We start from the raw sequence: 13,296 nt of genomic DNA, 5'->3' as shown, positions 1-13,296 counted from the left end.
GGCTGGTGTTTTTTTTGATATGTAAAACTTAATATACATCTATTTTACAATAATCTTTTTTGTTTGTTTGAAATTTTGAGATTCTACAGTAACAAAATAAACGCCTTGTGATAAACCTCCTGTATAATATGGCTCTTCTGGATTGTAATTTTCTTTTTCGAATATTATCTGACCATGGATATTGGTTATTTTTAAACCAAATGTATCAGAGGAAGTATTTGGTAATTTAATATTAATCAAAGAAGAAATATTCGTTGGGTTTGGATAAATAATAAAATTTGGAGCTGAACCAGAATTATCAACAACGGAAAGATTATCAGAAATTGTAGCTTTCCAGTCCCACCAGTTTTTATTTACACTAGCTGTACTTATAGCTCCGTCTCCCAGTTTAATTTTGTAATTGAATTTAGCAGTACGGGTAGATTCTCCCTGAAAAATATAATCGGAATTACAAATTACTGCAAATACAACACCATTTGCCGGCATACCTTCCGCAAAAGAGATTGTACAGTCTCCGGCGTACACTGGCTGTGAATAAATGGTTTTTCCTTCTTTGGTACGATAGCATAACTGTAAAGACATATTTTTTCCTAAAGGCTGAAAAAATACAGTAGCTTCATTTCCCTGAACATGAATTGGAATAAAGTTAGCTCCGGACCAGCCAGGCAGCGTTTTTTCTTCAGGAACTAAAAAATCATTTTCGTCTAAAGTTGTTACAGCATAAGGCGTGGCATTCCATTTCTCTACATTTATCACGGCAGGTTGTTCAGATTTCACTTCAAGCCCCATATTATTTCGATACAAGCTTAAAATTGGCTTTTCAAATTTTCCAAAATCAGCTAATGCTAATCGGGCTCTGTATTCCTGAACCATTTTACGTGTTTTTGCATCTCCAATACCATTAACTGTTCCGTTACCATTAGCAATACCTTCCAATACTCGGCCCTCGCAATAATTCCAAACCCAAGGTAAACTTTTTTCACCCACAATTTCTCCTAAGAAAGTCGGAAAAACTGAACTGTATTGAACACCTCCAATAACATTTCGGGTCAATATTAAATTATTTCCGTTCCCATCCTGAACTCCGGAGGCTACACCTTCAGCAGAAGGTCCTCCAAAAGTTCCGTCCTGAAGCCATCCGCTGTAACATTCAATCGGAATAAAAGGCGCTATAACTGAACCGGCACTTAACCATCCTAAATCAACATTACTGTAGTCTTCGCTTCCTGTTTTTTTTATGTCTAAAACTGTTTGCAGCCAAACATTTGAGCCTTCGTGAAACCATGCGGAATTTCGACACCCTGGTAATGATGCATATATAGCGTGAATCCCTTCATGTACACAAGCTCCGGTTTGATATTTAGCATCCGGGAAAGTTGTAGCAGGATCAAAACTGGCAACCGGATAGTAAGATAAAAGTACCATTGGCCAACTTTGTCCATCCGGAGTTCCAACACCACTTTGCCATCCTCCTAAATCTGTATTTGAGGCATTATCGGTACATAACTGTGAACCATATAAATATACAGAACTGCGATAGCCTTCTCTGTATAATTTGTCTGGAGGCCAGCCCATATTATCTCTAAGAAAAGTAAAATCGTCATCTAAACGTTTTAGCATTAAGTCTACAGCAGTATCTGTAACTAAAGGATTTGCATTTGGGCCTGCGACAAAAGTCCATGAGCCGTAATTTCTGGATTTGGCAACATTACAGCCATTATATCCGGGATAATCTTCCTCCAGATTTTTGGTTGGTTTTGGGAAATTCGGATAATCGCTTTTAAAATCGTAATGAAGAGCAGTACCGTAAGAAGGCCAGGAAGTAAAATCGCCATCTTGTCCTTTAAAAGTCAGATAAAAATCGATGGAACTTTCGGTACCACAACTGTTAACATACAAAAAGGTATAGGTTCCTGAGTTGACTTCCTGTAAATTTGATAAAGTTATATTCTGATCTAAAGATTCAAAGTTATTTGGACCGGTCCATTTCATTTTGGCTCCGGTTTCATTATTAGGGACAGTTGCTTTAAACTCTACACTTTCTCCGGAAGAAACAACCGCATAATTGATGTTTTTTTCTTGTCCATTGTTTACTTTGACACTGGCGGCTAATTCACTCGCATCACAAGCAGTAGTCTCAACACCGAACACCTGAAATTCAGTTATACCTGTAGCAGTTGCACTTTTCATGTAAATTCTTAATTTTCGGGATTTGAAGTTTAAATTTTGGATAGTATTGAACTGGTTTAGTGCCAGTCCAATAGCGCCGCCGTTAATCCAATTTATCCCATCCCAATATTGAATGTATGCGTCCGTAGGCTGTCCAATACCACCATAATCTGTAAACCAGTAAACTCCGACAGAATTTATTTCATGTGCAAAATTCCATTCGTATTCAATCCAGTTATAAGTATTGTAAGCGGCATCTCCGTCCCAGTTTCCATAAACCGGGTTAGTTCTGTCATCTGAGCTAATTGGTGCAAAACCGTCATTCACGGCATTAAGGTTTTCCCAGGGAGAAACGTGGGATGTCTTAACTTTTGTTGAATTCAGCAGTGCTAAATTGACTTGAGCATTTGATTTTCCTACAAATAGCATTAAGGTGCTAAGAAATAGAAATGGTAAAAAATGAAGTAGTTTTTTTTGTTTCATTGTGTAAAATTTTTGGGTGTTAATTTTTTGAAATAAAATCTTTAGTACTACATTAATAAGTATTCCAAATCTCTTTTATTTATTGAGGGGAAAGCTTTTGAAATACCGTATTAATTTTTAACCTTCTTTGATAAAGCAAGTTAGAGGTATTTTTAGTTCCGGAATATGTACTTAATTACCTAATAATTAGTAAAAGTTAACCAGTATTGAACTGAAGAGTAAAAATGATATTGTTTAAATTCTGAGTAGAATTTTTAATATGATAATCCGTAAATCCTGCAATTTATTTTGAAAGTTTTGTAAGTAAAATGGTCACTGGAATACTGAAATTTGTTTATAAATAAATTAGAACATTATGAACAATATATTTAGAGGATTGCTGGCAGGATATGGTGCAAAAAAATTAGGGGGAGGGTGCTTTGGTACTATAATCGTTTTTATTATTCTTTGGTTTTTATTAGGGCAGTGCAGTTAAAATTAAATCCCGGTTTCGTTAAAAAAATTAGCACAAAAAGTGGTAGATTCGCACCACTAACATTAAAAAAAGCAAAATAGAATGGCATCAGGTTTTTTCGTACTATTAGACGATATCGCAGCAATTATGGATGATGTTGCTGTAATGAGTAAAGTTGCAGCAAAAAAAACAGCAGGAATTTTAGGAGACGATTTGGCGGTAAATGCCGAGAAGGCTTCGGGATTTGCTTCATCAAGAGAGCTTCCGGTGTTGTGGGCGATAAGTAAAGGTTCACTTCTTAACAAAATAATTATTTTACCGATTGCATTTTTATTAAGTGCTTTTTTACCTGTAGCAATTATTGTAATTCTTGTAATGGGAGGTTTATTTTTGGCCTATGAAGGAGCAGAAAAAATTTATGAATTTGTATTTCCTCATAAACATGACGAATCAGAAGGGATAACAAATGAAACTTTTACTGAAGAAGAAATTCTGGCAATGGAAAAAGGAAAAATAAAATCAGCAATCATAACTGATTTTATATTATCCGTAGAAATTGTAATTATTGCATTGGGTACTGTAATTGAAGAGCCTTTAGTACAGCAAATCGTAGTGACATCAATAATTGCCTTGGTTGCAACAATAGGTGTTTATGGTATCGTAGCTCTTATCGTTAGGATGGATGAAGCAGGTTATAAGCTGATCAAGTTTAGTAAAAACGAAAAAAGTATTTCAAAATTTATAGGTAATATACTTGTAAAAGCACTTCCATTGGTGATTAAAAGTTTAACCGTTATTGGTACAATTGCTTTAATTCTGGTTGCCGGAGGTATTTTTGTACATTATATTCCATATTTCCATCATTTAGCGGAGGGTATCAAACTTCCTTCTATACTAAAAGAATTTGTAACAGGACTTGTTTTAGGTTTTGTTGTTTTGGTAGTGGTAAATCTATTTAAAAAGATTTTTGGAAAGAAAGCATAAAACAAATTATATAAAAGAAAAACACCAGCAGTTGCTGGTGTTTTTTTATGGAATTATCTTAAAGTTGCTCCGAGTTCTGTTTCGAAAGTCTGCTGGAGTTTCGTCATAATTTTATCAATCTGACTGTCTGTAAGCGTTTTGGTGTTGTCCTGAATCGTAAAACTCAGGGCATACGATTTTTTGCCTTCCGGAAGATTTTTACCTTCGTAAACGTCAAACAGATTCACATCTTTTAAAAGTGCTTTTTCTGTCTGTTTAGCCAGTGTATAAATACTTTCATAAGTTGTGTTTTGGTCAATCAATAAGGCTAAATCCCTGCGAACTTCAGGATATTTAGGGATTTCAGAATATTTGATTTTTCCTGTGATTATTTTTAAAATCAAATCCCAGTTAAAATCAGCGTAATAAACCTCTTGTTTGATTCCGAAATGTTTCAAAATGGATTTTTTGACTACTCCAATCTCAACCAAAACCTCATTGTTGTAAACTTTTGCAGTTCCTTCAGAGAAAACGTCTGATTTAGAAGGGATATTTGAAATCTTTTCAATACCTAAACGATTCAAAACAGCAGTTACGTATCCTTTTAGTAGAAAGAAATCAGTACTTTTTTGCGGATTTGTCCAGCTTTCTTTGTTTCTGTTTCCTGTAATAAATAAAGTAAGGTGTTTGTGCTCTTCATATCCGTTAAGGTATTTATGATATGATTTTCCGAATTCAAATAATTTCAAATCAGAATTTCTTCTGTTGATGTTGTATGAAATCGCTTCTAAACCTGAGAATAACAAGGATTGACGCATAGTTGCCAAATCACTGCTCAACGGATTCAGCATTGTAACATTGTGCTCTTCTTTTAAGTCGGCAGATAATTTTGCATAAGCAGCCGTAGTCAAAGAATTTGCCATCATTTCGTGAAACCCTTGTGAGTTTAGTTGCGATGCAATTACATTTTGTACTTTATAGTCTTCAGTTCTTGGCGAATTAGAAACAGTTGCATTGAATTTTTTAGAAAACTCAATATTGTTATATCCATATACTCTCAGGATTTCTTCGATAACATCGATTTCACGCTGAACATCTACACGATATGCAGGAATAGTTAATCCTAAACCGGAATCAGAAACACTGTTTACTTTGATGTCTAAAGAAACTAATATTTTCTTGATTGTATCTTTTGGGATTTCCTGTCCAATAATTTTAGAAACGTGGCTAAAGTTTAGCAAAACAGAAAAATCTTCTACTTTTTTAGGGTATACTTCAATTACATCCGAAGTTATTTTCCCCCCGGCTACTTCCTGAATTAAAAGTGCAGCACGTTTCAAAGCATATTCTGTAATAGTTGGATCAATTCCTCTTTCAAATCTAAAAGAAGCATCGGTGTTTAACTGATGTCTTTTAGCTGTTTTACGAACGCTTACAGCATCAAAATAAGCACTTTCTAAAAATATGGAAGTAGTTCCTTCCGAAACTCCTGATTTTTTTCCGCCAAAGACACCCGCAATGCAAAGTGGTCCTTTTTCGTCACAAATCATCAAATCTTCAGCATGCAATGTTCTTTCAACATCGTCCAAAGTAGTGAATTTTGTACCTTCCGGAAGTGTTTTTACAATCACTTTTCCATTGATTTTTGCAGCATCAAAAGCATGTAAAGGCTGCCCTAATTCATGTAAAACATAATTAGTAACATCTACAATATTATTTTTAGGAGTTAATCCAATCGCTTTTAAACGGTCTTTTAGCCATAAAGGAGATTCTTCTACAGTAATACCCGAAATAGTAACACCACAATATCTTGGCGCAAGGGTTGGTTCTTCAACGCTTACGTCAATTTTTAAAGTACGCATATCAACTCTGAAATTGCTTACAGAAGGCGTAATTAATTCCACATTTACACCACGCTGCAACATTCCGGCTCTTAAGTCACGAGCAGTTCCAAAATGGCTCATGGCATCAGCACGGTTTGGTGTTAACCCGATTTCGAAAACTTCGTCATTAGCAATTTTAAAAACCTCAGAAGCAGGAGTCCCAGGTACTAATTCAGCATCCAAAACCATAATGCCGTCATGACCTGTTCCAAGACCTAGTTCATCTTCGGCGCAGATCATTCCGTGGCTTTCCTGCCCACGAATTTTACCTTTTTTAATGGTAAATTCTCCTCCTTCTTTATCGTATAAAATTGTTCCAATGGTTGCAACAGGTACTTTTTGCCCTGTAGCTACGTTTGAAGCACCGCAAACTACCTGAATCGGATTTTCTAAACCAATATCTAAGGTTGTAACTTTTAACCGGTCTGCATCAGGATGTTTTTCGCAGGTAAGGACTTGCCCTACAACAACTCCTTCTAAGCCTCCTTTTACGGATTGGTATTTTTCGACAACTTCAACTTCCAGACCTAAATCTGTAAGTAATTCTGAAGTTTGCTCTGATGTCCAGTCTGTTTTAATGAATTGTTTTAACCAGTTGTAAGATATTTTCATGTTGATTTCAGTATTCTTGAATAAGGGTACAAATATAAGGATTGATTGCTGGAGTTTGAAACTATTTTTTTGTTTTCTAAAATTCCTTAATCAAAATTATAAATGACAATAAATTTAAAATATTTAATGAGATAAATTAGATTTAAATCAATTCCTCAACATGTCTTTTAATGTTTTCGGATATTTTTTTGATAGGTAGGTCGTTTTCATCATCGCCAAACGGGTCTTCAATTTCTTCAGCAATTAATTCTAAACTGGCTAATACATAAAAAATAAAAACCACAACAGGGATTACGAAATATCCTAATGAAAACACATATCCAAAAGGCAGTGTAAGCACGTATATAAAGATAAATTTTTTGATAAAAGCACTGTAAGAATAGGGGATAGGAGTGTTTTTTATTCTTTCACAGGCGCCACAAATATCTGTTAAAGAAGTTAATTCATTATTCAGCGTAATGAGTTGTTCACCAGAAATTTTGTTTGTTGAGTAAAGATCCTGAATTTTTTGAAAAATAATTTTAGCAATCTGATTTGGTCTGTGCTTATGGTGATCAATTTCTAAATCAACGTCATCAAAAAGCTGTTTCCCTGTTTCTTCATCTTTTAAGTGCTTGTTTAAAATGGATGCATATCCGGGAATCATTTTTCTAAAAAAGGCTTTATCTTTTTCCTCAGTTAAAATAACAGAAAGTTTTATCGCAAGATTGCGACTGCTGTTGACTAAACCGCCCCACATTTTACGGCCTTCCCACCATCGGTCATAGGCTGTATTGGTTCTGTATGCAAGTAATAACGATATTACAAAACCTAGCATACTGTGCATTACTGAAACATTTTTAATATGACTGCTTTCAGGTAATTGCCAATATTCAATTTCCAGATAGGCGATTCCGGCACTGTAAATTCCAATAATTATCATTACAGGAATTAACTTTCGAAATGTATCAGCTTTGCTAAAATGAAAAATAAAACTAAACCAGTCTTTTGGATTGTATGAAGTCATTTAAAATATTTTTCAGCAAAATTAAATTAAAAACTGATATTTCCTGCTAATTCTTTTAATGCGATTTCAGATAATTTTGCCTGATATTGCGCATTGCTGTAACGAACTTTTGCATTCACATAATTGAGCTGAGCAGTTCTGAAATCAAGGGTTGTGATAGTTCCGATTTTAAATTTATCTAAAGTAATCTGCATGTTTTGTCTGGCAATCGCTTCATTGTCTTCCTCCAGATTAATCAATTCCAGGTTGGTCAAATAGGTTTGAAAAGCAGTACTTAATTGCGTATTTAAAATCATATTTTGCTGTTCAATAGCAATTTGGGAGTTTTCGATTTCCAGTTTTGCTACTTTTTCATTTCGGTGCTGATTGAAACCGTCAAAAATATTAAGTGTTGCATTAAAACCATAATTTAAACCTCTTGATGAAGTCTGGCTTGTAAATCCTAAACTGGACTGGCTTTCTGCAAAATTGTAGCCAGAAGTCAGGTTTACTACAGGATAACGGTCTGCTTTTACCTGTTTAAGCTGTAATTCGGCAATTCGTTTATTAATTATCTGAGATTCTAAGGCAGGGTTTTGTTTTTGTGCCAGATCAATTAAATCTGCTAAAACCAAAGTGTTGTCAACAGTAACCAAATCGGTAACAGTAAAATCAATTTTGGGATCACGTGCCAGATATTGGTTCAGTAAAATCTTAGCATTAGCATAAGACTCTTTTTGTCTTAATAAAGTAACCTGATCGGTGTTTAAATCTACCTGAGCGTTTAAAACTTCTAATTTTGAAGCTTTTCCGATGCTGAAACGGTTCTGTGCTAGTTCCAGTCTTTTTGTAGAAATCACAATTGTAGTATCCAATGCAGATAATTGCTGCTGCTGCTGTACCAAATCAAAATATGCCGAATTAACCTGACCGATTTTGATTAAAATGGTTCTTTTTAATTCTGAATCACCTAATTTTTGAAGTTCTTTCAATTGGTCTAAACGGGCAAACATTTTCATTCCGTCAAAAACGGTCCAGCCCAGACTTACACCATAATTAATACTATTGTTTTTAGCATTATCCAGAGAGGTTGTTGTTCCATCCTGACGTGTTTGAGAAGAATTCTGAATACTATTATTGTCTGTAACAGATGCGGTAAGACTTGGCAGCATACCTGCGTTTCCAATTGTTACATTGGTTTCGGATATTTTTGAATTGTTTTTGGCAATTTTAATTTCAAAATTATTTTCTAAAGCTATTTTCATAGCCTCTTCAATTGTCAGAACTTCCTGTGCATTGGTTTTTGCAATACAGAAGAAGAGAATCAGTAAAATGCTGTATAAATTTCTACTATTCATATTTGTTTTCTTTTGCCGGAAATCATGAATTCTAAAGTTTAAAACTCATGATTTTCAGCGCTATTTTATACTTTCTTTTTCGTATTCGTCAATATGGTCAAATTCAGGATAATGTTTTCGGGCTTTCGACCACATCAGATAAATTGCCGGAATAACAAAAAGGGTCAATGCTAAAGAGAAAATTGTTCCTCCCACAATCACAACTCCCATTCCGATTCTGCTCGTAGAAGCTGCTCCAAGTGACATTGCAATTGGCAAAGCTCCTAACGCAATGGCCAAACTGGTCATTAAAATAGGACGCAGACGTGCTTCTGAAGCTTCCATAATGGCTTCTAATTTTGGTTTCCCCTGTTCACGTAATTGATTGGCGAATTCGACAATTAAAATACCATTTTTAGTTACCAGTCCAATAAGCATTACGGTACCAATCTGGCTGAAAATATTCCAGGTCTGATTGAAAAGCCATAGTGAGAATAAAGCTCCCGCAACCGCCATTGGTACAGTTAAAATTATAATAAAAGGGTCTATAAAACTTTCAAACTGAGCAGCAAGGATCAGGAAAATTAATAATAATGCTAATCCGAATGCGAATGACGTATTGGAACTACTTTCGACAAAATCTCGTGATTCTCCACTTAAATCAGTAGTAAAACTCTGGTCTAAAACTTTTGCTTTAATTCGGTCCATTTCCTCAATACCGTCACTGATACTTTTTCCGGGTGCCAAACCTGCAGAAACCGTTGCCGACATATATCGGTTGTTATGGTACAATTGAGGAGGATTACTCTGTTCTTCAATTTTTACAACATTATCCATCTGAATCAATTCGCCGTTTTTGTTTTTTACAAAAATCGAAGTCAGATCAAGTGGTTTAGAACGGTCTTTTTGATCAAACTGACCGATAACCTGATATTGTTTTCCGTTTTTAATGAAATATCCAAAACGCTGCCCGCTTAAAGAAAGCTGTAAAGTCTGGGCAATATCCATTATAGAAATTCCTAAACTTTCGGCTTTTTCACGATCGATGCTTACGTTGATTTCAGGTTTGTTGAATTTTAAATTGACATCGCTAATAGAAAATACATCGCTTTTACCGACTTCTTCCATGAAAACAGGGATTTTTTCTCTTAGTTTCTCAAAAGTTGGTGCCTGAACAATGTATTGAATCGGCAAGCCTCCACGTCTGTTAACCGCAATAGTTGGCTGTTGGATTACAGATGTTTTAGCGTCCGGATATTGTTTGGTCCATTTGGTTAATTTGTCAGCAATATCTTTTTGTGACTTCTCTCTTTCATCAGGATCTTTTAACGAAAGCCTTATAAAACCTGAATTTGTTGCAGATCCTCCTGAACCTCCTGCTGTAATTACTAAGCTTACTTTTTTCTCAGGAATAGAGTCATCCACCAATTGTGATATTTCCTGCATAAAACGGTGTGTATATTCATAAGACGAACCTTCAGGAGTTGTCATACGCATTACAACAGAACTACGGTCATCTAAAGGTGCTGTTTCTTTTGGAAGGATGGTAAAAAACAGGTAAATGATTCCAAAACAGGTAATAAGAATAGGGAAGCTAATCCATTTTCGCTCCATAAATTTGGAAAGACTTTCTGCATAAGTGCTATTCATTTTTTCGAAAAAAGGCTCCGTCTTCATGTAGAATTTTGATTTTTTCTGTTCGCCGCCTTTCATCAGATAAGCATTTAGCATTGGCGTTAAAGTCAATGAAACAAAAGCAGAAATCAATACCGCCGAGCCAATGACAACTCCGAATTCCCTAAAAAGTCGTCCTACGAAACCTTCCAGGAAAATTACCGGTAAAAATACGGCTGCGAGTGTCACAGATATCGAAATTACAGCATAGAAAATTTCGTTAGAACCTTTTATAGCGGCTTCAATTGGAGACATTCCTTCTTCAACCTTTTTAAAGATATTTTCGGTAACCACAATCCCGTCATCAACCACCAGTCCCGTTGCCAATACAATGGCCAAAAGTGTTAATACATTGATAGAAAATCCAAGCATCCACATAATGAAAAATGTAGCAATCAACGATACCGGAATATCAATTAAAGGTCTAAAAGCAATTGCCCAGTCCCTGAAAAACAGGTAGATAATGATGATTACTAATATGATGGAAATCCCTAAAGTTTCAGCAACTTCTAATACCGATTTCTTTACAAACAGTGTATTATCCAGTGCAATATTTAGCTTGATATCTTTAGGTAAATCCTTTTTTAACGCTTCGTATTTTTTATAAAATTCGGATGAAATATCTAAATAATTGGCTCCCGGCATCGGAACAATAGCCAAACCAATCATTGGAAGTCCGGAAGATGTTAATGAGGTTTCGATATTTTCTGGTCCTAATTCTGCACCTCCAACGTCACTGAAACGTATAATTTTATCTCCGTCAGTACGAATTATAATATCGTTGAATTCTTCCGGTTTAGATAAATTTCCAATAGTTTTTACAGTAAGTTCAGTGTTGTTTCCGGTCAGTTTTCCTGAAGGCAACTCAACATTTTGGGCATTTAAGGCAGTACGAACATCGGCTACTGTACAACCGTAGGCAGTCAATTTTACAGGATCAATCCATAAACGCATAGCGTAACGTTTTTGTCCCCAAATCTGAACTCCGCTCACACCCGGAATGGTTTCTAAACGCTGCGAAATTACATTCTCGGCATAATCACTTAATTCTAATGAATTCCTTGTATCACTTTGAAGTGTCATCGAAATAATAGATTCACTATCAGCATCTGCTTTTGATACAACCGGCGGTGCGTCAATATCCTGCGGTAAATTTCGAACTGCCTGCGAAACTTTATCGCGAACATCATTCGCAGCTTCTTCAAGATTCTTATCTAAGTTAAATTCGATAGTAATATTACTGCTTCCCTGATTACTTGATGATGTAATATTTCGGATTCCGTCAATAGCATTTACAGCTTTTTCGAGAGGCTCGGTAATTTGTGACTCAATAATGTCGGAATTGGCTCCTGTATAACTGGTTTTGATGGAAACCTGCGCCGGGTCAATCGAAGGAAATTCCCTAACACCCAGAAAAGTATAACCAATAAAACCGAATAAAATAATTAAAAGATTCAGTACAATGGTTAAAACAGGCCTTTTTATACTTGTAGTTGATAAACTCATTTTGTTTTATGATTTTAGTCTCTAAAAATTAGATTTCTAAACTTTAGACTTTATGACTTTAGTCTTTAAGACTTATTTTACTTTGACTTTTATCGGAGCTTCGTCTTTTAAAGACATTACGCCACTTGTTATCAAAGTGTCGCCTGCTTTTAGTCCTGATAAAATTAAAACTGAAGCATCGGTTCTGGTAGCAGCTTCTACTTTAATTTCTTTTGCTTTACCCATATTAGCGATGTACACTTTTTTACCATCCTGTATCGGAACAATAGCTTCCGAAGGTACTGTGATCGCATCTTTAATGATGTTTAAAGGCAATTTTACATCGGCAAACGTTCCCGGGAAAAGTTTTCCGTCACTGTTTTCTGCAATGGCACGGATTTTTAAAGTACGTGTTGCGACTTCTACTTCCGGTTCGATTGCGTAAATTTTTGCTTTATAAATTTTATCCGATCCTGAAACAGAAAAATCAATAACAGAACCCGAAGTTACCTGAGCAGCATATTTCTCCGGAATAGAGAATGTAATTTTTAGTTTACCTGTATTGACCAGTTTCGCTACTAAAAGCGTTGGCGTAATATAGGTTCCCGGTGAAATAGAACGTAAACCGATTTTTCCCGAAAAAGGGGCTTTTACAGAAGTTTTGGCAATCTGGGCGCTTATTAATTGCGTCTGTGCTTTCGCGGAAGCGTAGTCTGCATTGGCAACATCAAATTCTTCCTGGCTTATGGCTTCTTTTTGTAACAATAATTTAGCTCTTCTCTGATTTTCGCCAGCCAGACCTTCTTTTGTCTGAGCCTGTCTCAACTGAGCTCTCAATTCAATATCATTTACCTTAAAAAGTACCTGTCCTTTGTTTACATAACTTCCTTCGCTAAAATAAATCCCTTCCACAATTCCCGAAATTTCACTGTGAATTTCCACCTGTTCATTGGCTTCAATAGATCCTGATAATGACAAGTTATTGTCAAAAGTCGAAGTTTGAACCACAATTCCGGTTACAGCAGTCGGTTTGTCTTTATCTCCGAATTTTTTAGATTCTTCGTTTTTCTTTTTATTGGATATCACACGATAAGTGATAAAACCTCCGAGCACTATAATTATAAGGGCGTAAATTAGGTGTTTTACTTTCATAAAATTAAGGTAAATATGTTTTAGGTATTGAATTAGTAGTTGTACAAAATTAGTTTTTTGATGCGAATACAAAAGGGCTTAATGGTTATTTAACACTTG

Annotated in this window: 7 protein-coding genes; 1 reads left to right on the top strand and 6 read right to left on the bottom strand. The window is 35.4% G+C overall.

Translation table 11 applies throughout. From position 1 onward, the window contains the following. Positions 1–39: 39 nt before the first annotated feature. Positions 40–2,652, bottom strand: coding sequence for a T9SS type A sorting domain-containing protein (locus tag GWR14_RS21810; protein ID WP_163411265.1), 2,613 nt, complete (start codon positions 2,650–2,652; stop codon positions 40–42). Between the two features lie 556 nt (positions 2,653–3,208). Between GWR14_RS21810 and GWR14_RS21805 the strand changes: the two genes are divergently transcribed. Continuing rightward, positions 3,209–4,090, top strand: coding sequence for a DUF808 domain-containing protein (locus GWR14_RS21805; protein WP_163411264.1), 882 nt, complete (start codon positions 3,209–3,211; stop codon positions 4,088–4,090). Positions 4,091–4,143: 53 nt separating this feature from the next. Here GWR14_RS21805 and pheT read toward each other — a convergent pair whose 3' ends face one another. The 5 genes from pheT to GWR14_RS21780 all read right to left on the bottom strand — a co-directional run bounded on the left by pheT (position 4,144) and on the right by GWR14_RS21780 (position 13,197). Further along, on the bottom strand, positions 4,144–6,564 hold the full coding sequence (gene pheT, locus GWR14_RS21800; RefSeq protein ID WP_163411263.1) for a phenylalanine--tRNA ligase subunit beta: 2,421 nt from the start codon (positions 6,562–6,564) through the stop codon (positions 4,144–4,146). Between the two features lie 142 nt (positions 6,565–6,706). After that, positions 6,707–7,570, bottom strand: coding sequence for a bestrophin family protein (locus GWR14_RS21795; RefSeq protein WP_163411262.1), 864 nt, complete (start codon positions 7,568–7,570; stop codon positions 6,707–6,709). A gap of 26 nt (positions 7,571–7,596) precedes the next feature. After that, complete coding sequence (locus tag GWR14_RS21790; protein ID WP_163411261.1) at positions 7,597–8,907, bottom strand: TolC family protein; 1,311 nt, start codon at positions 8,905–8,907, stop codon at positions 7,597–7,599. Between the two features lie 60 nt (positions 8,908–8,967). Continuing rightward, positions 8,968–12,066, bottom strand: coding sequence for an efflux RND transporter permease subunit (locus tag GWR14_RS21785; protein WP_163411260.1), 3,099 nt, complete (start codon positions 12,064–12,066; stop codon positions 8,968–8,970). 72 nt (positions 12,067–12,138) lie between these two features. Continuing rightward, entirely contained in the window at positions 12,139–13,197 is a 1,059-nt protein-coding gene (locus GWR14_RS21780; protein WP_163411259.1) for an efflux RND transporter periplasmic adaptor subunit, read from the bottom strand. Between the last annotated feature and the right edge of the window lie 99 nt (positions 13,198–13,296).

This window comes from Flavobacterium ajazii, assembly GCF_010614725.1.
GTDB lineage: Bacteria > Bacteroidota > Bacteroidia > Flavobacteriales > Flavobacteriaceae > Flavobacterium > Flavobacterium ajazii.
This window is presented reverse-complemented; position numbering and strand designations above follow the sequence as displayed.